This is a genomic window from Epibacterium sp. MM17-32 (genome assembly GCF_022348205.1).
In the GTDB taxonomy this organism is placed as follows: Bacteria; Pseudomonadota; Alphaproteobacteria; order Rhodobacterales; family Rhodobacteraceae; genus Epibacterium.
The window spans coordinates 1-23,681 of sequence record NZ_JAKRFC010000007.1 but is presented as its reverse complement, the minus strand read 5'-3'; the positions used below and the strand labels follow the sequence as shown (position 1 = coordinate 23,681).

The 23,681-nt window shown below is 61.8% G+C and carries 24 protein-coding genes, 2 tRNA genes and 3 pseudogenes; 13 read left to right on the top strand and 16 right to left on the bottom strand.

From position 1 onward, the window contains the following. The first annotated feature begins 12 nt into the window (after positions 1–12). Positions 13–906, top strand: a complete 894-nt coding sequence (locus MHM88_RS12570) for a DMT family transporter (RefSeq protein WP_239365493.1) — start codon at positions 13–15, stop codon at positions 904–906. Here the strand turns inward: MHM88_RS12570 and MHM88_RS12565 are convergent. From MHM88_RS12565 to MHM88_RS12535, 7 genes are all read right to left on the bottom strand, one after another. Next, positions 886–1,488 carry a TetR/AcrR family transcriptional regulator gene (locus MHM88_RS12565; protein WP_239365491.1) on the bottom strand — a complete coding sequence of 201 codons (603 nt, stop codon included), beginning with the start codon at positions 1,486–1,488 and terminating at the stop codon, positions 886–888. The two genes, MHM88_RS12570 and MHM88_RS12565, sit on opposite strands and share 21 nt — an antisense overlap. 136 nt (positions 1,489–1,624) lie before the next feature. Continuing rightward, on the bottom strand, positions 1,625–2,092 hold the full coding sequence (locus MHM88_RS12560) for an Hsp20 family protein (RefSeq protein WP_239365489.1): 468 nt from the start codon (positions 2,090–2,092) through the stop codon (positions 1,625–1,627). A 141-nt stretch (positions 2,093–2,233) separates the two neighbouring features. After that, positions 2,234–3,088 carry a serine protease gene (locus MHM88_RS12555; protein ID WP_239365486.1) on the bottom strand — a complete coding sequence of 285 codons (855 nt, stop codon included), beginning with the start codon at positions 3,086–3,088 and terminating at the stop codon, positions 2,234–2,236. A 92-nt stretch (positions 3,089–3,180) separates the two neighbouring features. Continuing rightward, the gene (gene glcF / locus MHM88_RS12550; protein WP_239365483.1) at positions 3,181–4,500 is read right to left on the bottom strand and encodes a glycolate oxidase subunit GlcF; all 1,320 of its coding nucleotides are present in this window, start codon (positions 4,498–4,500) and stop codon (positions 3,181–3,183) included. Between the two features lie 4 nt (positions 4,501–4,504). After that, positions 4,505–4,873 carry a hypothetical protein gene (locus MHM88_RS12545; RefSeq protein ID WP_239365481.1) on the bottom strand — a complete coding sequence of 123 codons (369 nt, stop codon included), beginning with the start codon at positions 4,871–4,873 and terminating at the stop codon, positions 4,505–4,507. 2 nt (positions 4,874–4,875) lie between these two features. After that, entirely contained in the window at positions 4,876–5,967 is a 1,092-nt protein-coding gene (locus MHM88_RS12540; protein ID WP_239366008.1) for an FAD-binding protein, read from the bottom strand. A gap of 57 nt (positions 5,968–6,024) precedes the next feature. After that, positions 6,025–7,473, bottom strand: a complete 1,449-nt coding sequence (locus MHM88_RS12535; protein WP_239365479.1) for an FAD-linked oxidase C-terminal domain-containing protein — start codon at positions 7,471–7,473, stop codon at positions 6,025–6,027. An 81-nt stretch (positions 7,474–7,554) separates the two neighbouring features. Here MHM88_RS12535 and MHM88_RS12530 point away from each other — a divergent pair, with 81 nt between their 5' ends. Then, positions 7,555–8,277: a DUF599 domain-containing protein gene (locus MHM88_RS12530; protein ID WP_239365462.1), complete on the top strand. Its 723-nt coding sequence runs from the start codon at positions 7,555–7,557 to the stop codon at positions 8,275–8,277. A gap of 35 nt (positions 8,278–8,312) precedes the next feature. Beyond that, complete coding sequence (locus MHM88_RS12525) at positions 8,313–8,672, top strand: hypothetical protein (protein ID WP_239365460.1); 360 nt, start codon at positions 8,313–8,315, stop codon at positions 8,670–8,672. Between the two features lie 6 nt (positions 8,673–8,678). On the opposite strand, the gene rlmH is transcribed toward MHM88_RS12525, so the two are convergent. The 3 genes from rlmH to MHM88_RS12510 form a co-directional block, all read right to left on the bottom strand. Further along, positions 8,679–9,149, bottom strand: a complete 471-nt coding sequence (rlmH, locus tag MHM88_RS12520; RefSeq protein WP_065324195.1) for a 23S rRNA (pseudouridine(1915)-N(3))-methyltransferase RlmH — start codon at positions 9,147–9,149, stop codon at positions 8,679–8,681. 142 nt (positions 9,150–9,291) lie between these two features. Further along, positions 9,292–9,651 (bottom strand): ribosome silencing factor, encoded by a 360-nt coding sequence (gene rsfS / locus MHM88_RS12515; RefSeq protein ID WP_239322409.1) that lies wholly within the window; start codon positions 9,649–9,651, stop codon positions 9,292–9,294. A gap of 130 nt (positions 9,652–9,781) precedes the next feature. After that, positions 9,782–11,185: a mechanosensitive ion channel family protein gene (locus MHM88_RS12510; RefSeq protein ID WP_239365457.1), complete on the bottom strand. Its 1,404-nt coding sequence runs from the start codon at positions 11,183–11,185 to the stop codon at positions 9,782–9,784. Positions 11,186–11,470: 285 nt separating this feature from the next. Between MHM88_RS12510 and leuC the strand changes: the two genes are divergently transcribed. The 7 genes from leuC (at position 11,471) to MHM88_RS12475 (ending at position 18,153) form a co-directional block, all read left to right on the top strand. Continuing rightward, entirely contained in the window at positions 11,471–12,874 is a 1,404-nt protein-coding gene (gene leuC / locus MHM88_RS12505) for a 3-isopropylmalate dehydratase large subunit (protein ID WP_239365447.1), read from the top strand. A gap of 12 nt (positions 12,875–12,886) precedes the next feature. Next, complete coding sequence (leuD, locus tag MHM88_RS12500) at positions 12,887–13,492, top strand: 3-isopropylmalate dehydratase small subunit (protein WP_239322406.1); 606 nt, start codon at positions 12,887–12,889, stop codon at positions 13,490–13,492. 377 nt (positions 13,493–13,869) lie between these two features. Then, complete coding sequence (locus MHM88_RS12495; RefSeq protein ID WP_239322405.1) at positions 13,870–14,694, top strand: hypothetical protein; 825 nt, start codon at positions 13,870–13,872, stop codon at positions 14,692–14,694. Further along, positions 14,691–15,698 carry an endonuclease/exonuclease/phosphatase family protein gene (locus tag MHM88_RS12490; RefSeq protein WP_239365444.1) on the top strand — a complete coding sequence of 336 codons (1,008 nt, stop codon included), beginning with the start codon at positions 14,691–14,693 and terminating at the stop codon, positions 15,696–15,698. Before MHM88_RS12495 ends, MHM88_RS12490 begins: the two co-directional genes overlap by 4 nt. Positions 15,699–15,793: 95 nt before the next feature. Further along, positions 15,794–16,897 (top strand): 3-isopropylmalate dehydrogenase, encoded by a 1,104-nt coding sequence (leuB, locus tag MHM88_RS12485; protein ID WP_239322403.1) that lies wholly within the window; start codon positions 15,794–15,796, stop codon positions 16,895–16,897. Between the two features lie 178 nt (positions 16,898–17,075). Beyond that, positions 17,076–18,032: a DMT family transporter gene (locus MHM88_RS12480; protein WP_239365429.1), complete on the top strand. Its 957-nt coding sequence runs from the start codon at positions 17,076–17,078 to the stop codon at positions 18,030–18,032. Positions 18,033–18,076: 44 nt separating this feature from the next. Then, positions 18,077–18,153 (top strand) — tRNA-Pro (locus tag MHM88_RS12475). A gap of 371 nt (positions 18,154–18,524) precedes the next feature. Here the strand turns inward: MHM88_RS12475 and MHM88_RS12470 are convergent. From MHM88_RS12470 to MHM88_RS12455, 4 genes are all read right to left on the bottom strand, one after another. Continuing rightward, positions 18,525–18,920: a cupin domain-containing protein gene (locus MHM88_RS12470; RefSeq protein ID WP_239365426.1), complete on the bottom strand. Its 396-nt coding sequence runs from the start codon at positions 18,918–18,920 to the stop codon at positions 18,525–18,527. Between the two features lie 50 nt (positions 18,921–18,970). Further along, positions 18,971–19,732 carry a carboxymuconolactone decarboxylase family protein gene (locus MHM88_RS12465; RefSeq protein WP_239365424.1) on the bottom strand — a complete coding sequence of 254 codons (762 nt, stop codon included), beginning with the start codon at positions 19,730–19,732 and terminating at the stop codon, positions 18,971–18,973. A 78-nt stretch (positions 19,733–19,810) separates the two neighbouring features. Further along, a complete protein-coding gene (locus MHM88_RS12460; RefSeq protein WP_239365414.1) occupies positions 19,811–20,266 on the bottom strand; it encodes a cupin domain-containing protein in 456 nt (151 codons plus the stop codon). A 69-nt stretch (positions 20,267–20,335) separates the two neighbouring features. Then, positions 20,336–21,421: an alpha/beta hydrolase gene (locus tag MHM88_RS12455; protein ID WP_239365411.1), complete on the bottom strand. Its 1,086-nt coding sequence runs from the start codon at positions 21,419–21,421 to the stop codon at positions 20,336–20,338. Positions 21,422–21,599: 178 nt separating this feature from the next. Here MHM88_RS12455 and MHM88_RS12450 point away from each other — a divergent pair, with 178 nt between their 5' ends. Continuing rightward, on the top strand, positions 21,600–22,496 hold the full coding sequence (locus tag MHM88_RS12450) for a LysR family transcriptional regulator (RefSeq protein ID WP_239365408.1): 897 nt from the start codon (positions 21,600–21,602) through the stop codon (positions 22,494–22,496). A gap of 347 nt (positions 22,497–22,843) precedes the next feature. On the opposite strand, the pseudogene MHM88_RS12445 reads toward MHM88_RS12450, so the two are convergent. After that, positions 22,844–23,121: pseudogene (locus MHM88_RS12445) on the bottom strand (transposase); the annotation flags it as partial. 163 nt (positions 23,122–23,284) lie between these two features. On the opposite strand from MHM88_RS12445, the pseudogene MHM88_RS23200 reads away from it, so the two are divergent. Together MHM88_RS23200 and MHM88_RS12440 are read left to right on the top strand one after the other, a co-directional pair. Further along, positions 23,285–23,404 (top strand): annotated as a pseudogene (locus tag MHM88_RS23200) (IS3 family transposase); the annotation flags it as partial. Next, a pseudogene (locus MHM88_RS12440) lies at positions 23,385–23,510 on the top strand (IS3 family transposase); the annotation flags it as partial. The pseudogenes MHM88_RS23200 and MHM88_RS12440, both read left to right, overlap by 20 nt. Before the next feature lie 74 nt (positions 23,511–23,584). On the opposite strand, the gene MHM88_RS12435 reads toward MHM88_RS12440, so the two are convergent. Beyond that, positions 23,585–23,661, bottom strand: a tRNA-Met gene (locus tag MHM88_RS12435). Between the last annotated feature and the right edge of the window lie 20 nt (positions 23,662–23,681).

Here is a 23,681-nt window from a genome sequence, read left to right as displayed (position 1 = left end):
GACGACACGCAGATGGCTCAAACGCTCCCCACCCCGCTCAAGGCGGCTGGCCTCATGGTCATCGCCGGAGCCTGTTTCGCGCTGGTCAACACCGCGCTGCAATCGGCCACCATGCTCCATGGGGCTTCTGCTCCGACGGTGACCTTCTGGCAGTATCTGATCGCGCTTTTGTTTTATATTCCATGGATCTGGCGCAACCGGTCGGCTGTGCTGTCGACCCGACAGATCGTCTCCCATGTGCTGCGTGTCGCGCTGGCCGTGGCTGGCGTGCAGCTCTGGACGCTGGGACTTGCCCATGTGCCGATCTGGCAGGCGATCGCGCTGATCCTGTTGTCGCCCTTCTTTGTCACCATCGGGGCGGGGCTGTGCCTGCGCGAAGAGGTCTCCTTGCATCGCTGGGGCGCGGTTGTCGTGGGCATCATCGGCGGCATGGTGATCCTTGCGCCGTGGTCGGACCGGTTTCAACTGGCAGCACTGCTCCCGGTGGCTGCTGCTGCCTTCTGGGCAGCCAGTTCCGTAGTGACCAAACAGCTCACGCGCCGCGACAACACCGAGACCGTCACCATTTACCTGCTGCTGTTGCTGAGCCCCGCCAATGCGTTGCTTACGGTCAGCACCGGTTTTGCCTTGCCTCAAGCCACGCTTTGGCTGGTGATCGGGGCCGGGCTTTTGACCGCGCTGGCCCAACATACATTGGTGCGCGCCTATACGCTTGCGGATGCGGCGTTCCTGCAGCCCTTTGACCACCTTAAACTGGTGTTCAACGTCGGTCTTGGCGCGATGGTCTTTGGCTTTTTGCCCGATGGGAATATGTGGCTCGGCACCCTGCTGATCCTTGTGGCCAGCGTCTATCTGTTGAACCGGGAGGCCCGCGCCCGCCCGACCTCACCGCCGCAACAGGCCTGAGACCAACTCGGCAGAAATCGCTGCGCACTGAGATCGAGCCGTCTCCACGGTTGCACCGCCAAATCGTGCGTGCAGCGTCGCTTCAGCAGATGGCGGGAGTGACGCTGCGCCAATGAGTTGCGTCACCACGCCCAGCGCCCCGGCAGCGCCAGCCCCCTGCCAGCGCTCGGTTGCCTGCACTGTTGCGACCAGGCTTTCCAGCAAGGTGGCAAAAGCGCCCCCCACCTGTGTGGTCAGCGCATTATCCAGCAGTTCACGCAACACGAGCTGCCCGGCGGCGGGCCTTGCACTCAAGAGCTGTTGATAGGAGGCAAAGAAGGCCTCCAGTTGGTCTTCGGGGGAATGATCGTCATCCATCGCATCAAACAGCAATTGCAGCACCGCTGCCGCCGCCTGCTCGACCGCCAATGAATAGAGCGCGCCTTTGCTGCCAAAATGGTGCAACAGCGCCTGCTTGCTCAGGCCCAACTCTCTGGCGATGCTTGAGATCGAAGCCCCGGCATAGCCATGCGCCGCAAACAGGCGGCACGCGCTTTCAACGAGTTGGGTGCGGGTATTGGATGGCGCAACACGTAATGTCATTGCGCCATTAACACAGGTGATCGCGTGGCCGGCAACCTACCGATTGGTAGGGATGCGCAAATCCACAAATAAAATCGCCCCCGGCCGCAAGACCGGGGGCGCTGCAAACAGGATGCGGATGCACCCCGGGGAGGGATCAGTTCACGGTCGAGCCCGCGATTTCCTTGGGATTCGATCCTGCGGCGGATGCGATTTCAATCCGGCGCGGTTTCAGCGCTTCGGGCACTTCGCGCACCAAGTCGATATGGAGCATACCGTCGGCGTGGCTTGCTCCTTCGACCCGCACGTGATCCGCCAGCGTAAAGCGGCGCTCAAACGCGCGGGTGGCAATACCGCGATGCAGGTAGGTGCGTTCGCCGGCATCCTCGGCCTTGCGCGCGGACACGACCAGCGCGTGTTCCTTCACCTCGACGTTCAGCTCATCTTCGGAGAATCCGGCAACGGCGATCGAAATGCGATAGGCATCGTCCGAGGTTTTTTCGATGTTGTAAGGGGGGTAGCTGGGCTGCTGGATATCCGAGCTCATGACCCGGTCCATCAGGTCTGCAATCTGGTCGAAACCGACAGTTGCACGGTGCAGCGGAGCAAAATCAAACGTACGCATGGTTCACCCTCATCTTTGAGCGATAACTGCTATGAAGCCCTCCCAACGCGGGACGGGCGGTTTTCGCTCAGAGCCCAATCATTGGCGCCCTGAACACCCTCCGATTTATGAAGGGTCATCGCAGTTTCAAGAGGTTCATGCTCAGTTGGAGATGAATTTTGCGCCGAGATCATTGCGCCGCGGCTCACCGACCTGCACCCGGCTCACGCCTTGCGGCATGCGGCTGCCGACGTGGGCACCGGTCAGTTGGGCTTCCAAGAGCGCCAGCTCTTCTGCAAGTGACGCGCCAAGCGACACCGCAGATCCCTCCACCCGCGCCTTGGCCGATACCACGGAAACAATCCGAGGACGCTCCCCCTCAAAGGAAAACACCGGCGCGCCGGACGCGCCGAAATCCACATCGCAGGACATCACCAGCACGCCATCCTGACGGGCAATTACCATGCAGACTTCCTGTAGCGACGGGGCCTCGGACCGATCCTGCGCGTAGGACACCACACCGACCCGTGCCCCCTTGCGCGGGCGGGCGTCCGTTTCAAACGGTGTGACGGTGGTATTGCGAATGGGGCGTTGCAATTGCAGCAAGGCAATGTCGTTGCGCACCCGTTTTGCCGATAGCGTGCCATCGTAGACATAAGACGGATGCAGCACCGCACGTTTCACCGCGCGATAGGCCGAGGCACGTCCATTGCGCCATCCCGCCAGAAACTCGATGGAGGTCGGGTCGATCTGCTCCATCGTGTCACGATCATAAAGGCAATGCGCGGCCGTCAGAACAATGTCGGGCGCAATCAACGCACCTGTGCAAAACCCCTCGCCCTTACGATCCAGACGACCAACCGCCTCCCAATCGCGCCCCGCGTCGGTGGTCTCCAGACTCTTGAGCCGGGTATTCTCCCCGCCCAGGGTCGTGCCCGCCATCGCGGCAGCAGACAAGACGCATAAAATACCGCTCAAAATCAAACGCTTCATCGGCAGCACAGACACTCTCCACATCCCTCATGCGGCAGCCTAGCCAACGCTTCGGGCAAAAATTGGGCGCGCGTGGGCGATTCCGCGCATCCCTTGGTGATGCCGTTTGCGCAGGGTCAACGCAAGATGGGAACGTCGGATCGGCTGCGCTCCGCCTCCAGCGCAGGCGGTTTGGGACCTCCGGTTGCCCAGTCCAACAGCTCAACCGTATGCACGATAGGGATGTCGGTTCCTGACCCGATCTGCATCATGCACCCAATGTTGCCTGCCGCAATAATATCCGGGTTCTTTGCCTCCAGCGTGCGCAGTTTTCGCGCTTTCAGTTGCGCAGAAATTTCCGGCTGCAACAGATTATAAGTCCCGGCAGAGCCGCAACACAAATGGCTGTCCGCTGGCTCAACCACTTTAAACCCGGCACGTTTCAGCAAGGTCTTTGGGTGGGTCTTGATCTGTTGTCCGTGCTGCAAGGAACAGGCGGCATGATAGGCGATGGTCAGTCCCTTGTCCGCGCCCTCAGGCAGGTCAAGCTGCATCAGCAACTCAGAGACATCCATCGCAAGGCCAGAGACCGTTGCCGCATCCTCCGCCAAGGCATCGTTGCGAAACATGTGACCGTAGTCCTTGACGGTGGTGCCGCAGCCGGATGTGTTGATGACAATCGCGTCCAGCCCTTTGCCATTCTTCTCTGCCATCCAGGCGCGGATATTCTTTGCCGCCGTCGCGTGGCTCTCATCCTCGCGTCCCATATGGTGCGTAAGCGCACCGCAACAGCCCGCGCCTTCGGCCACCACGACCTCGCAACCCAAACGCCGCAGCAGGCGAATGGTGGCGTCATTGATATCGGTGTTCAGCGCCTTTTGCGCACACCCGGTCATCAACGCGACGCGCTTTACCTGCGTAGCTTCCGGCGCAAAGCTTTGCGGGTCGTCATTTCGGCTCACCGGAGGGATCACTTTGGGTGCCATCTCCAGCATCGCCCGCAGCCGCGCATCCGGCATCCATCCCCGGAAGGGCCGCGCAATCTTCGCCCCCAGAAGCGCCAGCCGGAAACGGGTCGGATAGGGCAACACACGCGCCAGAATCCAGCGCAGTGCGCGGTCGCCAAAGGGCCGTTTGTAGTGCTTGTCGATATACGCGCGCGCATGATCCACCAGATGCATGTAATGCACACCAGACGGGCAAGTGGTCATGCAGGCCAGACAAGACAGGCAGCGGTCGATATGTTTGACGGTTTTCTCATCCGGAATGCGCTCGTTTTCCAGCATGTCCTTGATCAGGTAGATCCGCCCGCGCGGGCTGTCGAGCTCATCCCCCAGCACCTGATAGGTCGGACAGGTGGCGGTGCAGAAACCGCAATGCACGCATGTGCGAAGGATCTCATTCGCGCGTTGCGTTCCGGGGTTCTGAAGTTGTTCATCGGTAAAACTGGTCTGCATCGTCCTACACCAACGCCTCTGCCACGATCCAAGCTCCCATCATCCCGCCGGGCAAGCTCAACAGGAGGAACACAATGTACCGGAGGATATTGAGCGCGGGCTCGGGAAAGCTCGGGATATACATGCGGGTCAGATGATAGAGCGCGGCAACCCCTGCCCCACCGGCCGCCGAGATATGCAATATCCCCCGATAGCCATTGGACATCGCATTCCCCGCCGGATCGCTGCCTGTGATCGGCGCCAGACCAAAGCTGTAGGCAATGATCCCGGCCCCGACGATGAAGCTGGCGGCGAGGCCCAGTCGCGCCACCGGAATCACCGACAGCACCACAAAGACAGGAACGCCCGCCACAAAGATAAAGATCACATCCATCGTTACCCCATCAATCCTGCATTCAAAATGTGTCGCGGATCAAATTGCCGACGCAATCCCGCGGAGATCGCCGCCAGTGGTGCGGGCTCCGGATGGTGGCGCGGCACCGATGTGCCCGCGCGGGACCGGATCAATGTTGCATGACCGGGCACCGTCATGCGCTGCCGCAAGTCCACGCCTTCGGGCATCAAGGCCCAGACCAGACCGCCCCCCCAATCACAGAGACATCTCGTTGCCCCCAATGTCGGGATCAACTCAACCGCGTCCGACGGTTTGACAGACACCCGCCAGATATCGCCCTCCAGCCCCGCAAAATCATGCAGATCGCGGAGACCGCGCCACAGCTCACCCGAGCCAGACACCTCTGTCACCGCGCCATAGCGCCCAAGCTGATCTCGCAATGCCTTGACGCGATAGGCCACAGAAGCCTCAAACCCCTCGAGCCGCACATAGGCCCGTTGCGCATCCGGGTCATATGCGGCCCCGGTCACATCAAACGGCGAGCCTAGGGCTGCCGACAAACAGGCAATCCCGGCGGCAAGATCAATCTCTTCAACCGCCAGAGTGGCCTCGGTCTCAGAACGTGGCAGCACCTTGAGGGCGACCTCCGTCAAAACCCCAAGCGTGCCATGTGATCCCGCCATCAGCTTGACCAGATCATAGCCGGTGACGTTTTTCATCACCCGGCCACCATTGCGCAGCACCTCGCCGCGCCCATCGACAAACCGCACGCCAAGCAGAAAGTCCCGCGCCGCGCCCCCCTGAATGCGCCGCGGGCCGGAGGCATTGGTGGCAACAACGCCACCGATTGTCGGCTCCCCTTCTGTCCCCAGCGAGCTCCGAAAATCCACGGGCTCGAACGCCAGACGCTGGTTTTCCGTCGCCAGCAGCGCCTCGATCTCGGCCACCGGCGTGCCCGCCTGTACCACCAGCGTCAGAGCCCCTGGTTCATAGAGCGTCACGCCTGACAGACCGCTTGTACTCAGCCGCTCACCGGGCACCTCAATACCCCGCGTCCCGCCGCCCTCGATGCAAAGAGGCCTATTTGCCCCGGCAATGATATCGGCCAGTTCAGCCTCACTTTGCGGTGTCATCATTTCATCTTCTTCCAAATATCCTTGGGGGTCTGGGGGCAAAGCCCCCATGGCGTGTCACTCTGCGGCAAGACAAACGGTGCGGCGGCTCACTGTGCTCGACAGCGGAAAAACCTTCGCCGGGTTGAGCAGCCACTTCGGATCGAACACATCCTTCACACGCAACTGCGCCTCGATGTCCGCAGCCTCATACTGGTGCAGCATCAGATCGCGTTTCTCGATCCCCACGCCGTGCTCTCCGGTCAGGCAGCCGCCCACCTCGACACACAGCTTCAGAATTTCGGCCCCAAAAGCCTCGCAACGTTCCAGATCGCCGGGTTTGTTGGCGTCGAACAGGATGAGTGGGTGCATATTGCCATCCCCCGCATGAAAGACATTTGCGACTTTCAGGCCAAATTCTGCACTCATCTCCTCGATCCGGCGCAAAACCTGCGGCAGGGCGGACACCGGGATGGTTCCGTCAAGACACATGTAGTCGTTGATTTGCCCCATAGCCCCAAAGGCCGATTTTCGCCCCAGCCAGATCCGCGCGGCCTCATCCGCATCGCCCGCTTCGCGCAGTTCCACCGGGTTATGCTTTTGCGCGATCTCCACGATCAGCCCCAACTGATGCGCGATTTCCGCCTCCGCCCCCTCGACCTCGATGATGAGCAGCGCCTCGCACATCGGATACCCCGCCTTGGCAAAGGCTTCGCAGGCCTCGATACAGGGACGGTCCATGAACTCGATCGCAACCGGCAACACGCCGGCCTTGATAATGTCCGACACGCAGGCCCCCGCCACCTCATTGCTGTCAAAGGCGATGAGCACGGGGCGTGCGCCTTCGGGTTTGCGCAGGATACGCAAGGTCGCCTCGGTCACCACGCCCAGCTGGCCCTCGCTGCCACAGATCACACCCAGCAGATCCAGCCCAGCTGCGTCCAGATGCGCGCCACCAATCTCGACCACAGTGCCATCCATCATCACCATCGTCACCCCAAGGAGGTTGTTGGTGGTCACACCGTATTTGAGACAATGCGCCCCGCCAGAGTTCATGGCGATATTGCCAGCGATCGCACAGGCCAACTGCGAGGATGGGTCGGGCGCGTAAAAGAAATCCTCTTCTTCCACCGCGCCAGAGACCGAGAGGTTCGTGCGTCCGGTCTGCACCCGGATGATGCGATTGGCGTAATCGGTTTCCAGAACCTCGTTCATGCGTGCCACACCAAGGATCACACAATCGGCGGTTGGCAGTGCCCCACCCGCAAGAGACGTCCCAGCCCCCCGAGGTACCACCGGCACATTCATGTCGTGACAGATCCGCAGCACATCCGACACCTCTTGGGTCGAGCGTGGCAACACAGCCAGCATCGGCGGGCATTTGTAGGCCGTCAGCGCATCACACTCATAAGCGCGCGTCTCCGCCGCATCCGAGATCAGCGCATCATCGGGCAACACCTGCTGCAATCGTTTCAGCAACTCGGCCTTTCGGGCCAGGATGGCGGCATTGGGGGGTGGCATCTCCATGCGGGCTCTCCTCTTTGGTAAAATAATATTACCAATTTATCCCTACTGGCAAGGGTGAACTGACTGGGCTAGGGTCGGGCCATGATGTGGATTGACCGACTGACCCTGTTTTCTACGTGGGATTTCATAAGCCTGGCCTGTTACATACTGGGCTGGCTATGGATCGGCTGGCGCATTGAGAACCCCAGCAAATCACGCCCCTCGGTCTCGCTTCTGATGGCGGATTTCAGGCGCGAGTGGATGAAAGAGATGGTGACCCGGTCTCCGCGCATCTTTGATTCGCAGGTGATTTCCTCATTGCGGCAGGCCACCGCCTTTTTTGCATCGGCCACCATGCTGGCGCTTGGGGCCGGGCTGGCGCTGATCGGCAACACAGAACAACTCGCTGGCGTGGCGCAAGATCTGGCGCTGGGGCAAACCCCGGATTTTGTCTGGGAGATCAAGATCCTGTTGGTGTTGGCCGCGCTCACCAACGCGTTTCTTGCCTTTGTCTGGTCGCACCGGCTATTTGGCTACTGCTCGGTTCTGATGGCCGCGGTCCCGAATGAGCCCAGCGATCCCCGCGCCTATCCGCGGGCGCAGCAGGCCGCTGAAATCAACATCACGGCGGCACGCAGTTTCAATCGCGGTCTGCGGGCCACCTATTTCTCGCTTGCCGGGCTGGCGTGGCTGGTGGGCGCCGAGGCGCTCATCCTCGCCACCGTGATCACCCTTGCGGTGCTGTATCGTCGCGAGTTCATCTCGCGGTCCCGCCGCATCCTGATGCAGTCAGAACCCAAAATTGTCGCCCCCACCAAAATGTGACCGCACGCCCCGGGGGAATTGGATAGCTTGATCGCATGTCGAAACATGTCCTCCTATCGCTGCTATTTCTCGTCGCACCGCAGATGGCCCTGGCGGCGGATCCCGTTGTCGAAAGCGCGACCGTAGTGCAGCGTGGCGATAGCTGGAGCTTTACCGTCACGCTGTCCCACCCGGACACAGGCTGGGATCACTATGCCGACGGATGGCGGGTTCTGGATATGGAGGGCAACGAACTCGGTCTGCGCGTGTTGGCGCATCCGCATGTGAATGAACAGCCCTTCACACGTTCGCTCGGTGGCGTTCAGGTGCCAGAAGGCGTCAGAAAAGTGCAGATACAGGCACGGTGCAGTGTCGACGGCTGGGCGCAGGACACCACGGTGATCGACCTGCCCTGAAGCCCCTCAGACCCGGTGATAAGGGCTTCCGGACAGGATGGTCGCGGCCCGATAGATCTGCTCTGCCAGCATCAGGCGCACCATCATATGCGGCCAGACCATTTTCCCAAATGAAATCGAAAAATCCGCCTCAGCCCGCAGTGAGGGGTCGATCCCGTCTGCTCCGCCGATAATCAGCGCCAGATCCTGTCGCCCCATGTCGCGCCACCCCGCAAGCCGATCCGCAAAATCCGGCGAAGAGATCACCTTGCCACGTTCATCCAGCGTGCAGATCAAGGCCCCCTTGGGCAGCGCCTTGCGCAACAGATCCGCCTCCGCTCCCATGCCGGCGTTTTTCTTGTCTTCGACCTCAATCACCTTGGCCGGGCCAAGACCGAGTGCCCGCCCGCTGCGATCAAACCGCTGTAAGTAGTCATCAATCAATGTCTTTTCCGGCCCGGCGCGCAACCGCCCGACCGCGCAGATATGCACGCGCATGAAGGATTCCTGATGTCAGAAGCGAAGGCCCGGCGGTTGCATGCGTGCTTGGCAGGACCAAGACTGCAATGCCGGGATATAACAAAGGCCTTTCGGGTCAGGCAACGCCCGACCCGCGACGGGCCTCGGGTACAACCGTCTTTTAGCTGGCGACTGCGCCTGCGGGCAGCCACATCTTCTCGATCTGGTAGAACTCGCGCACTTCGGGACGGAAGATATGCACGATCACATCACCGGTATCGATCAGAACCCAGTCACCTGCGTCCTTGCCTTCGACTTTGCAAGAAATGCCGAATTCATGCTTCAGCTTCTCGGTCAGTTTCTCGGACATCGCCGCGACCTGACGGGTCGAACGGCCAGAGGCCACGACCATATAGTCGCCAATGGACGTCTTGCCGCGCAGATCGATCCGCGTGACATCTTCGGCCTTGTCGTCATCGAGAGAAGAAAGGATGCGCTCCAGCAGGTCCTCGCTGGAGAATTGCGGTGCAGAAGCGGCCATCACGGCTGCTCCGGACGGGGCGGCAATCGCCGCCTGAGGTTGGGGTGCCAGGACATTGTCCTCCTTGCTGCGCGCCGACGGACCCCCGGCGCTGGGGATACCTCAAATGTAGCAACAGAACGCCCCCTTTTCAATCAAGCTGCGCCGCACCGCCGCGTGACTGTGACCCAAGGTCATCGCCGTCCTCCGGCGCGCTCTGCCCCTCTGCCATCTGCACAGCCAGTCGATCATTCAAAAGGCGCAACTCCCGCTGCGGGAAGGGAATGGAAATCCCCTCGGCCTTGAACGCATCCCAGAGCGCCAGAAATACATTGCCGCGGATGTTCGTCAGCCCCCCCGTCGGGTCGGTGATCCAGAAGCGCAGGATATAGTCCACGCTGCTGTCGCCAAACCCGACGATATGGCACACGGGCTTCATCCCCTCGCGCTCCAGCACCCGGTCGACGGTCATGGTCGCCGCAATCGCCACCTTGCGGACCAGATGCGGGTCGTCGTCATAGCTGGTGCCGAAATTGATATCGAGCCGGACAAACCGGTTGGAATGCGACCAGTTCACCACCTGCGAGGTGATCAGGTCCTCGTTCGGGATCAGGTATTCCTTGCCGTCCCGCGTCACCACCGACACGTAGCGCGCGCCCAGCGCATTGATCCAGCCGAAGGTCTCGCCAAGGGAGATCACATCGCCCGGCTTGATGGACCGGTCCATCAGGATGATGATGCCCGACACAAGGTTCGAGACCACCTTTTGCAGGCCAAAACCGATCCCAACGCCGACGGCACCGGACAACACTGCAAGCCCGGTCAGGTCGAACCCGATGGAGCGGATCACGATCACAAAGGCGATCCCGTACAGGAGGACCTGCACCGCCTTGCCCGCCAGCACCTTCATCGAGGGCGAGAGGTCCTCGTTTCCCTTCAGCCCCCGCTCTGCAAGGCCCGACCCCATGCGCGCCAGCGTCAACATGGCCGACGCCAGCACCACCGCCTTCAGCACCACAAGCAGCGACAGATGCAGTGACCCGATGTCAAAGGCAATGGAATCAAGGATCTGCGCCGCGTCGTCAACGAGGTTGAACACCGCGAGCGTCGCATAGATCCACAACAGCCAGGCGGCGAGCTTGCGCAGGGTCGGGTTGGCGATGAACCGGGAGATCAGCGCGATCGCCAGCCACGCCGCCGCCAGTTTCGCCACCGCCCCGATCAGGTAGCTGCGCGAGGGCCAGGTGACCTCTCGCATGATGGCATAGACTGTCCAGGTAAACACCGTGAAGTAGATCAGCGACAACCGCCTCAGCACCTGCACCAACAGACGCAGGCGCCATTTCGGCCAGCCCTCCCGGGCGCGGGCCCAATGCTCCCACCGGGCATGCGTGATGTGTCGCATCAGGATCGAGACCGCAATCAAGGCCAGCACGATCAGCACCTGATACTGTCGCCAGCCGGGCGTCAGTGCCATATCCCAGTAGATCTGCGCCTGCGCCATCAGATAGTGCAGGGTGCCCTGTACCGCCTCGGGCAGAATGTCTTGCTCCATTCCGGTCCTCCTTCCCGCCAGCATGTCCTGCGCCGGGGGACCAAGGCAAGGGAAACACCGGGGCGGGCGTGATCACATGCCAGAGAACGAATCTTGATTGTCGGGAGGTGTGGATATATGCCACAGGGCATGACTCACGTATTGGCTCAGACGATTGCCCTTCAGGACCGCGCGCGCTTGCGTGAACGGTTCTTTGGTGCCGCCCGCACGGTTCTCGCACGCCTATAAGGTCGTGCCGCCAGACCAGTTACGCCAGCACTTTTACCCATATACGGGAGAGGACCGATGTCCCCCAAAACACTCTATGACAAGATCTGGGATGCCCATGTCGCCCATGAGGCGGAGGATGGCACTTGCCTTCTGTACATTGATCGCCACCTCGTTCACGAGGTGACCAGCCCGCAGGCGTTCGAGGGCCTGCGCATGGCCGGTCGCAAGGTCCACGCACCGGACAAGACGATCGCGGTGCCCGATCACAACGTGCCGACCACCGCCGGACGCGACGATCCCGAACAGATGCCCGAGGACAGCCGCATCCAGGTGGCCGCGCTGGACACCAACGCCCGCGAGTTCGGCGTGCATTACTACCCGGTCAGCGACATCCGCCAGGGCATCGTGCACATCGTCGGCCCTGAAAACGGCTGGACCCTGCCCGGCATGACCGTGGTCTGTGGCGACAGCCACACCGCGACCCATGGCGCATTCGGCTCGCTGGCCCATGGCATCGGCACCTCCGAGGTGGAGCATGTTCTGGCGACCCAGACGCTGATCCAGAAGAAATCCAAGAACATGAAGGTGGAAATCACCGGCACGCTTGCGCCCGGTGTCACCGCCAAAGACGTGGTACTGACCATCATCGGCGAGACCGGCACCGGCGGCGGCACCGGCTATGTCATCGAATATTGCGGTGAGGCGATCCGCAACCTGTCGATGGAAGGTCGCATGACCATCTGCAACATGGCGATCGAAGGCGGCGCACGCGCGGGCCTGATCGCACCGGATGAGACCACCTTCGACTACGTCAAGGGCCGCACCCACGCCCCCAAGGGCGCGCAGTGGGAAGCCGCCGTGAACTGGTGGAAGACGCTCTATTCCGATGACGACGCGCATTGGGACAAGGTTGTCACCATCCGTGGCGAGGACATCGCCCCCACCGTCACCTGGGGCACCTCGCCGGAGGACGCATTGCCGATCACCGCGACCGTCCCCGCACCGGAAGACTTCTCCGGCGGCAAGGTCGAGGCCGCAAAACGCGCGCTGGACTACATGGGCCTCACCCCGGGCATGAAGCTGACCGACATCGAGATCGACACGGTCTTTATCGGCTCCTGCACCAACGGGCGGATCGAAGACCTGCGCGCCGCTGCCGAGGTGGTCAAAGGCAAGAAAATCAAGGATGGCATGCGCGCCATGGTGGTTCCGGGCTCCGGCCTTGTCCGCGCACAGGCCGAAGAGGAAGGACTCGCCGAGATCTTTACCTCGGCCGGTTTCGAATGGCGTCTGGCGGGCTGCTCCATGTGCCTGGCGATGAACCCCGACCAGCTGAGCGAAGGCGAACGCTGCGCCTCGACCTCCAACCGGAACTTCGAGGGCCGCCAGGGCTTCAAGGGGCGCACCCACCTTGTCTCTCCTGCCATGGCTGCCGCTGCCGCCGTCACCGGCCGGCTGACCGACGTCCGCGAGCTCTGAAGGAAGAAACCCATGAACAAGTTCGAAACCTTCACCGGGATTGCGGCGCCGATGCCGCTGGTCAATATCGACACCGATATGATCATCCCCAAGCAGTTCCTGAAGACCATCAAGCGTTCCGGCCTCGGCGTGCACGCCTTTGACGAGATGCGCTATGATCGGCAGGGCAACGAAGTCCCCGACTTCGTGCTGAACAAGCCGCAGTATCGGGATACCTCGATCCTGATTGCGGGCGACAACTTCGGCTGTGGCTCCTCGCGCGAACACGCGCCCTGGGCGCTAGCGGATTTCGGCATCAAGGTGGTGGTCTCCACCTCCTTTGCCGACATCTTCTTCAACAACTGCTTCAAGAATGGCATGCTGCCCATCGTGCTGCCGCAGGAGCAGGTCGATCTGCTTATGTCGGATGCGGAAAAGGGCGAAAACGCCCGCATGACCGTCGATCTGGAAACCCAGCAAATCACCACCTCCGATGGCGAGGTCATCACCTTCGACGTGGACCCGTTCCGCAAGCATTGCCTGCTGAACGGCCTTGATGACATCGGCCTGACCCTGGAAAAGGCGGACTCGATCCAGTCTTTTGAGGCCAAGGCCGCACAGGAACGTCCCTGGGTATAAAAGCCTTGACCATGATCGCGAAGAAGGCCGCCCCCGGGCGGCCTTTTTTCATATCACCTGTCGCGATCCGCACAATTCTGCCCCAATACCTAACGCCGCCCTGTCCCGGCGCGTTGCGCGTGCCCGGACCACGGGAGACAGGCAAACGGGCGATAAGATGATGATTTGACGGATTAAGATTGATGCATGTCAGCACCACTTACCTGCCAGTCCATCAAATTTGACGCATTTCCTTAACCCGATACTTGAGAAATCTGATGCCCCCGTGCAGGATTGGGGCAAAAATGAGGCAGCGCAGTCTGGGCAAACCCGGGGTGCATCATACCGGGTCATTCCACCAAAAAAACCGGAAGACCCCAGGGCAAAGGGAACAGAGAGTGCTTGCACGCATGACAAGCGCGGCAATTCGCGGGCTATTGGTGGCACTGTTGGTGGTGCTGCCATCGCTATTGTTGCCAGTCGCGGCGACGCAATCCCCAGAGATCGTGGCCTTCACCGCCCTTCTGGCCGGCGGGTTGATCTTTGCCGAGTACTTTACGCATTTCCCAAGCTTCGTCGAATTCCGGGACGCTCCCCCTCTCAATCGCAGCCGCTTTGTTTTTGCCTCCCTGTGCATGATCCTGCTCAGCCTGCTGGCGGGCCATCCCTTCCAGCCGACCGGCTTTTCCGCCTTGGTTCACAAACTGGCCTATACCATCGGCGATACACTGGATTTTGCCTACTCGCCCGTGCAGTTGAGCCGCCTCATGATGCCCGAGCATGTGCCGCAGTATACGGTGGATCTGGTGCGTGCGGCGGCGGGACTTGCCTATTTGCTCTCGCTCATGTCCATCGCCTATTTCGCGCTCCTGATCCGGCTGCGCAACTGGCCGCTGGCCAATGGCGCGTTCAACGTCTGGGTCAACCTTCCCCTGTTTGATCCGACCACCGGCGGGGATGTGGTGGCGCGCCTTCAGCGCGATGCCAAGCTTCATATCATTGCCGGTGTCCTGCTGCCCTTCCTGCTGCCGGCGCTGGTCCAGATGGGGGGCAGCCTGTTCGATCCGGCGCTGCTGGGCAGCCCGCAATTGCTGATCTGGTGTGTCACCGGCTGGGCCATGGTGCCCGCCAGCATGATCATGCGCGGCATGGCGCGCCTGCGCGTCGCGGATCTGATCGCGCAAAAACGCCGCGCCTTTGCCCACGACCTGCAAACGGTATGAGGGGCGTAACAGCCGTTCTTGTTTTCCTGTTGCTGGCCAGCACCCTCCGGGCCGAACCCCTGCGGATCGCAACCTTCAACACCGAACTCAGCCGCAAGGGGCCGGGACTGCTGTTGCGCGACCTGCGCCGGGACAATGCTCAGGTGGCGGCCGTGGTCGACACGATCCGGCGCGCCGAGGCAGATATCCTCGCAGTGCAGAGCCTGGATTGGGACCACGATCAGGAAACGCTGCGCGCCTTCCAGGCCCTGCTCTCCGAGGCGGGAATGACCTACCCGCATGCCTTTGCCCTGAAACCCAACGCCGGGATCGCATCCGGCCTCGACCTGGACGGGGACCAGCGCCTGGGCGAGCCAGAGGATGCCTGGGGCTGGGGGCGTTTTACCGGACAAAGTGGCATCGCGCTCCTGTCGAGATACCCGATCCTTGCAGATCGCGCCCGGAATTTCACCGACCTGTTGTGGCAGGATCTGCCGGATCACCGCATGCCGCGGACCCAGGACGGAGACCCCTTTCCGGATGCCGATGTCGCTGCCCAGCTGCGCCTGTCATCCACCAACCACTGGATCGTGCCCGTGCGTCTGCCCGATGGCACCCTTCTACGGGTCATGAGTTTTCACGCCGCGCCGCCGGTCTTTGATGGCCCCGAAGACCGCAACGGCCGCCGCAACGCGGATGAAATCCTGCTCTGGCTGCATCTTCTGGACGGCGCTCTCGGACCGGCTCCGGCCCCGCCTTTTGTGCTGCTTGGGGATGCAAACAATGATCCGCATCGCGGTGAGGGGCACAAGGACGCCATCACCCGGCTGCTGCGCGATCCACGTCTCCAGGACCCGCTGCCAAAAGACGCCAACGCGGCCAGCCACACCGTCACCTGGGAGAGCACCGGCCCGATGCGGGTGGACTACGTGCTCCCCTCCGCAGGGCTTCAGGTCACCGCGTCCGGCATCCTGCGCAGCGACGGCAGCCGCCACGGGCTTGTCTGGGTCGACATTCGGCGCTGAAAGCACCACCAGCGCAGCATAACTGCGCCGCCATTATTGACCCCGCGACAGCAGCCCGCTACGCCCTTTTCCAACACGTCAAAGGAGTTTGCGAGATGTCCAATCCATCGATTCTGATTTTGCCTGGCGACGGGATCGGCCCCGAGGTCATGGCCGAAGTCAAAAAAGTCATTTCCTGGTTCGGCGACAAGCGTGACCTGCAGTTCGATGTGAGCGAGGACCTCGTCGGCGGCGCCGCCTATGATGCCCATGGCACACCGCTGCACGACGACACCATGGCGCGCGCGCAAGAGGTGGACGCGGTTCTGCTTGGCGCCGTCGGCGGGCCCAAATACGACAGCCTCGATTTCTCGGTGAAACCCGAACGCGGCTTGCTGCGCCTGCGCAAGGAAATGGATCTCTACTCCAACCTGCGCCCCGCGCAGTGCTTTGACGCGCTCGCGGATTTCTCGTCGCTGAAGAAAGACGTCGTTGCCGGCCTCGACATCATGATCGTGCGCGAGCTGACCTCCGGCATCTACTTCGGCGAGCCTCGCGGCATCATCGAAGAAGGCAATGAGCGCGTCGGTATCAACACCCAGCGCTACACCGAAAGCGAGATCGACCGCGTTGCGCGCTCGGCGTTCGAGCTGGCCATGCGCCGCGGCAAGAAGCTCTGCTCCATGGAAAAGGCAAACGTTATGGAGAGCGGCATCCTGTGGCGCGAAGTCGTGACCGAAGTTGCCAAGGACTACCCCGAGGTGGAGTTGTCGCATATGTATGCCGACGCTGGCGCCATGCAGCTGTGCCGCTGGCCCAAGCAGTTCGACGTCATCGTCACCGACAACCTCTTTGGCGACCTGCTGTCGGATGCGGCCGCCATGCTGACCGGCTCCCTTGGCATGCTGCCCTCCGCGTCGCTCGGTGCGCCCATGAACAATGGCCGCCCCAAGGCGCTCTACGAGCCCGTCCATGGCTCCGCTCCGGATATCGCCGGTCAGGGCAAAGCCAACCCGATCGCCTGCGTGCTGTCCTTTGCCATGGCCCTGCGCTACAGCTTTGACATGGGCGCAGAGGCGGACCGGCTCGAACAGGCCGTCGAGAAAGTGCTTGCCGACGGGGTGCGGACCGCTGACCTCCTGGGCGAAGAAGGCGTCACTCCGGTCACCACGTCTGAAATGGGGGATGCGATTCTGGGCGCGCTTGACGCCAGCCTCTGAGTCAGAACTCATCTGTTGTATCGATGACAGGCCGGGGGATCCCTCGGCCTGTTTGCTTTTGGGCCACCGCAAAAGCGGGGCAACATCACCATTCCCCCCTTGCAAGTCGCCCCCCGGCAGCGTTAGCGCTATAGGGGAGGCGCCAGGTGTCGCCGCTTACAGACAGTTCGGTGACCGCATGAATATCAAAGCAGCCCTGTTGGCCCTGCTGGCCTATGTGATTTTTTCCACCCACGACGTGGTGGTGAAATATGTCAGCGCCGAGGTCTCGGCCTTTCAGATCGTGTTCTTTTCCAGCCTGCTCTCCTTTCCGTTGCTGACGATGATGATGGTGCGGGATTCGACCCCCGGCACGCTGCGGCCACAGCACCCCGGCTGGATGGCGCTCAGATCGTTGTCGATGTCGGTGGTCCCCGCCAGCGCATTTTATGCGTTTTCGGTGCTGCCATTGGCGCAGACCTATGCGCTCCTGTTTGCCACACCGCTGCTGATTACGCTTCTGTCCATCCCGATCCTGGGAGAGAAGGTCGGCCTGCCCCGCATGGCGGCTGTGCTCCTGGGCTTTGTGGGGGTTCTGGTGGTCCTGCGCCCTGGTCAGACCACATTGGGCCCCGGCCACGCTGCCGCCTTGCTTGCCGCCTTTGGCAATGCGTTTCAGTCCGTCATTCTCCGCAAGCTGAGCCATGTCGAGCGGCGCGTCGTCCTCATGCTGTTTCCGATGCTGACCACCGTCGTGGTCATGGGGCTGACCCTCCCCTTTGTCTATGTTCCGCTGACCGGGCCGGAGCTGGGCGGGCTTGCCATTATCGCCGCCTTCGGGTTCTGCGCCACGCTTCTTTTGGTCACGGCCTACTCCTTTGGTGAAGCCGCCGTCGTGGCACCAATGCAGTATTCGCAGATCATCTGGGCGACCATCTTTGGCGCTCTGCTATTTGACGAAAGCGTCGATCTCCTGACGCTGGTGGGCGCGGCGATCATCATCGCAAGCGGTGTCTTCATCGTTCTGAGAGAGGCCCGCGGAGGCCGCTCCTCCAACACCCCGGTGCTGCAAACACGCAGCCGAGCGGTTACCACAGGTGGCTTGAACGTATCGTTCTTTCTTAAGCGAAATTCCTCGGATGATCGTAACGAATAGTGCTTGCAAACTCCCGGATCTGGGTATACTTCACGCGCCACGGTCGGAGCGTAGCTCAGCCTGGTAGAGCACTGTCTTCGGGAGGCAGGGGCCGGAGGTTCGAATCCTCTCGCTCCGACCAATAAAACAAGGTGTCGATTGCAGAGTTGTTCTGCCTGTCGGGCACATAATTTACCTTTATGCAGTGATGTTGACCCATCTAAGGTGTCCGATGAAGCCGTCGAGAGCGCTGAGATCCTGTATGACGTAGTTTGAATGGCCCACTCCTGCCGTTCATCAAAGATGCCTTTGCTGCGGTGCAGCTTCAGCAGACCGGCTGTTCGCCGTGGTTGCAAGACCGAGGCACTGGCAAACTTGCGCTTGGAATTTCTGGACGTTCGTCGTTAGCGCCCCAAAGCAAACCGTTGCTCAGGGCCCGACCTTGGAGCGCCGGACCTCGGCCTTGCAGCCATCGCCGCGCGGCCACCACAACAGGCGGCAATGCGATTGCCTTCAGCCAGTGTAGTCCGCGTCGGAGACCTTTTCCAGCCAGGTCACCGGCGTGCCGTCGATGCTCTCCTGAATGGCGATATGTGACATGGCGGTCTCGGGGGCGGCGCCGTGCCAATGCTTTTCGTCCGCGGGGAAGAAGACCACGTCGCCTGTCGACACCTCTTCGATCAGGCCACCTTCGCGTTGCACCCTGCCGCGGCCGAAGGTGATGATGATGGTTTGTCCCGCCGGATGGGTGTGCCAGGCGGTGCGGGCGCCGGGTTCGAAGGTCACATGGGCACCGCTGGTGCGGCCGGGGGCGTCGGCTTGGAACAGGGGGTCGATCCGCACGGTTCCGGTGAAATAGTCTTCGGGACCGGGGGCGGAGGGCGTGCTGCCAGCTCGGGTGATCTTCATGGAATGTCTCCGTTGGTGAGGCGGCGGGGCCGTGGCCGCGCCGCAGGATATCAGTCTGCGCGGCTCTCGAACACCTGCCGCGCCACGGGCATCGCCGAGAACACCTTGGGCCAGCCCGCATAAAAGGCAAGATGCGAGAGCATCGCGCCTGCCTCTTCCTGCGTCAGCCCGTTGTCCATTGCGCGGTTCAGGTGAAAGGTCATCTGCTCGGGCTGGCCGGCGGTGATCAGCGCCGCAACGGTGACCAGGCTGCGGTCGCGGGGCGCAAGGGCCGGGCGCAGCCAGAGGTCGTGGAACAGCAGTTCGCGCGTGGCGTCGACGACGCCGGGACTGACATTGGCGAAATTGGACTGAACCGCCTTTTCCCGCGCGGCTTCGGCCTCTTCGTCCAGCGGCAGGAGATCGGGTGCGAGAGCGGGCAGGTCTTCGGCGGTCACGCCGCGCGCGTCATAGACCGGGGCCATGGCCTCGGCCGCTGCAGTGGCGTTGCCCCAACCGGTGTAAAACGCGAGATGCGTGATGGTTTCCGACAGTTCCGCCGGGGTCACGCCCGCGTCAAGCGCCAGTTCGGTGTGACGTCCAAGCGTATCTGCCTCGTGGCGTGTGACCAGCGCCGCAAAGGTGACAAGCGCGCGGTCGCGTATCGAGAGCGTCTCGTCGGTCCAGACCGAGCCGAAGAGGTCTTCGGTGGCATAGGCGGCGAGGGCCGGAGCCACCGCATCGGCGGCGGCAGGAAGGGTCCGGGCCACGTCGTGTGCCGAGGCGGCGGTACTGGCGAGAGCGAAGGCGGAGGCAATGATCTGGGTCTTCATGGGAGCATCCTTAATATCGGTGACTTGGCGATCAGGCGGGGACCGGTCACACCGGTCTCCAGTTGCAGGCGTTCGGATTCAGCTTCCGTAGTCCTCGCCGGAAACCAACTCCCCCCAGGTTACGGCAGAGCCGTCCTGAACCGCCTGAATCGCGTAATGGGTGACCGAGGTGCTTTTCGTCGCGCCATGCCAGTGGTTTACGCCCGCCGGGGCGAACACCACATCGCCGGTGCGCATCACCTGTTTGGCGTGACCTTCTTCCTGATACCATCCGGTTCCCGCCGTCACGACGAGGTATTGGCCCACCGGATGCGTGTGCCAGGCCGAACGCGCACCGGGCAGGAAGGTCACTTCACCCGCGCTGACATCGTTCATATCGGGGGCGAACACCGGTGCGACAAAAACTGTTCCGGTGAAGGTGTCCGGACTGCCCATCTGGCCGCCTCGCTCCAGGGCCGTGGTCTGTGTCATCTGCTGGGCGAGGACCGCGGGCGCGGCAAGGCTCAGGGCAAGTGCTGCAAATGTCGTCTTCATTGGGGTGTCTCCATAATCGGTCAAAATACAAAGAGACCTGCCCCCGCGCTCGAGGGTAGGTCCGGGGCCTTAGGCGAGGTGACCTTCGAAGAACGCCTGAAGGCGGTCGAAGGGGATGATGTCCTTCTGGTCGTAGAGATCGCAGTGATCCGCGCCGTCGATGATCACCAGCTCTTTGGGGTCGCGCGCCGCCGCGTAGGCGTCTTCGCTAAAGTAGCGGGAATGCGCCTCGGACCCGGCGATGATCAGTGCCGGGCGCGGCGAGATCTCATGGATGTAGGTGAGCTGCGGCATGTTCATGAAGGACATGGCCGAGGTGACGTTCCAGCCGCCGTTCGAATTCAGGGAACGCGCGTGATAGCCGCGGTCCGTCTTGTAATAGGCGTGATACATGGCGATCACCGGGTTATCGATGCCGTCCAGCGTGTCCGGCAGACCACCGGCCAGCTTCGGCGCCCCCTCCGAGGCGGCGTCTTCCCAGCGTTGCAGGCTCATGGCCGTCAGCGCCTCGGTGCGATCTTCCTCGGTCATCGCATCGAAATAGCCGCGGGCGTTCACCCGGCTCATGTCGTACATCGAGGTCACTGCCACCGCCCTGACCCGCTTGTCGGGGGCGGCTGCGTTCAGCGCCATGCCGCCAAAGCCACAGATGCCGATCATACCGATGCGGTCGCGGTCCACCACGTCCTGCAACCCGAGGAAATCGACTGCCGCCATGAAGTCCTCGGTGTTGATGTCGGGCGATGCGACGTAGCGCGGGGCTCCGCCGCTTTCGCCGATGTAGGAGGGATCGAACGCCACGGCGGCAAAGCCGCGCTCGGCCATTTCCTGGGCATAGAGGCCCGCGGCCTGCTCCTTGACGGCGCCAAAGGGGCCGGCGACAGCAAGCGCGGGAAGGGGCGCCTCGCCACGGTCTTTCGGCAGATAGAGATCGCCCACAAGCGCGATGCCGTAGCGGTTGGTGAAGCTCACTTTGCGGTGGTCGACGCGGTCGCTCTGCGGGAAAGTTTTATCCCACTCGGCGCTCGCCTGCGCCAGTGCGGCCTCGGCGCTCAGCGATGCCATGCCAAGCGCGGCAGCGCCTGCTCCGGCAGTCAGCAGCAGCTCTCGGCGTGCGGGGTCTTGGGGATCGGTCGGGGAGATTGGGGTGGTCATGTCGGAAACTCCGGTTCGAATGTGTCGTCTGCCCCCAATCTGGACCTGCACCCGGAGCTGGATAAGGTCACCCTGCCTTATCGGCTCCATGAACTGAATTCATGCTAGAGCGGTGTTTTTCCTTTGCACCGCGCTATTCTTTGCCCCAGACAACTGAGAACTACAGCAGGAGCGCGCCATGGACCGTGAAATGCTCGGCGATCTGTCGACTCTTCTCGCCGTCACCGAAGAGGGCAATTTCACCCGCGCCGGACACCGCCTCGGCGTGTCCCAATCCGCCGTCAGTCACACGATCCGGCGGCTGGAGGACAAGATCGGCGTGCGATTGCTGAACCGCAGCGCGCGCAAGGTGACCCCCACCGATGCGGGCGAACAGCTTCTTGCGGCGTTGCGCCCTAGCTTCCAGCACCTTGGCAACCGCATCGAGGAAATCCGCACCTTGGGCGAGCGCCCCTCGGGGCTGGTGCGGGTGACCTCCAGCGTGCCCGCCACGCGCGATATCCTTTGGCCGGTGACCTCGCAGCTGGTGCGCGACTATCCCGACGTCCGCATCGAGATCAGCAGCGAGGGGCGCCTTTCTGACCTTGCCGAAGACCGTTTTGACTGCGCGATCCGGCTCGGAGAGCATCTCAGCCCGGACATGATCGCGGTCCCCGTCGGGCCACAGTTGGAAATGGCGGCGGTTGCCAGTATCGACTACCTCGCGCGGCGCGGCACCCCACGCCACCCCGACGATCTAGACGCCCATGACTGCATTCTGATGCGGCACCGCTCCGACGGGCCAGTCTATGACTGGGAATTCGAGCTCGCGGGCGTCGAGATGGTGAAAAAGTTGACCGGTCCTTTCATCCTGAACGATCCCGGCCTCGTGATGGAAGCGGTGCGGGCGGGTCACGGGGTTGGCTACCTGCCGCTGCCGGAAGTCCGCCCTGACCTTGACACCGGACGTGTCCACCGTGTCCTCGCCAACTTCTGCCCGCCCTTCGACGGCTACCACCTGTGCTACATGGGGCGGCGAAATCTTAGCTCGGCTCTACGGCTTTTGATCGACCGGCTGCGCTCGGCAAGATCATGACATGCGTTCATGGAGGTGTGCTTCGGGTCACCAGAAGATGACGCCGTCGCTTGACTTAATCCGAGGCTGCGCCGCCGATGCGCTGCTCGCTGGCCGCACTGGCACTTAAGGGACATTCTTGCAAATCAAGCCGCCTGATCTGTCAACTGATCGTAAAAAAAGGGCTTGGAGGGGCCTTGCGGCGGCGCAGAAAATCCCAGCTTAGGTCCGCTCCTAATGCCGGCTTTTTACCCTCGTTGGATGGACGGATTGTCGTCCCAGCTAAAATCCGTATTCAGCGCGTTGGCCTACTCCTCTCACCCTCAAGCGTGACGCAAACCGGACCTTCCCATGACCTTTCCCCGAGGTTAGGGCCGGTTTGATCTGGAATCTTCCGGTTGGGTTTGAGTGTTTAGCGGCAGCGTGGAGACCGCAAGAGTCTCAAGCGCTGGCTCGGCGGTTTTCATCAGGAACTCCGTCGGGGATAGGTATCCGAGCGCCGAATGTGGGTGCTTGGTGTTGTATTGATTTCGCCATTGTCCGATTTCATCGCGGGCATGGCGCAGGGATCGGAACCATGCAAGTTCAGGCACTCATCTCGGAACGTGCCGTTGAAACTCTCCACGAAGGCGTTCTGCACCGGCTTCAGGGCGCTTCCTCCTTCATCCATTCAAAGGTGGAAATCTCCAGTTCGCAATGGCCCGGATACCGGGGGGAAGGTCAGCCGCACTGAAGTGGACCTCCGCTGGACGTGTCGCGGTGTGATGCTGCTCCTTCGATTGCATTTATAGCAGTCAAGGAGACGAGCGATGGGAACGAAACGGACGGGCGCATTCCGCGTTGATGCGGTGCGGATCGCGTTGGCAAGCGGGCTAACAAGCAAGCAGGTTGCATCTGAATTAGGTGTTGGTCTACCGAATCTACAGCGAAGAGGGGCTGACTGTGCGCAAGCGAGGCGGCCGAAAACGCGCGACTGGAACGAGGACCCCCATGACGATCTCGAAAGGGTCCGATCAACGATGGTCGCTGTGTTTTGGAGTTTGAGGCTGTTGCGAACTAAAGAAGCCGCCCATTTGGCGGCTGTAACGTCTTTATATTTATATGTAATTTGGTTGCGGGAGTAGGATTTGAACCTACGACCTTCAGGTTATGAGCCTGACGAGCTACCTGGCTGCTCCATCCCGCGGTGTTTGTTTTTGTGTTTTG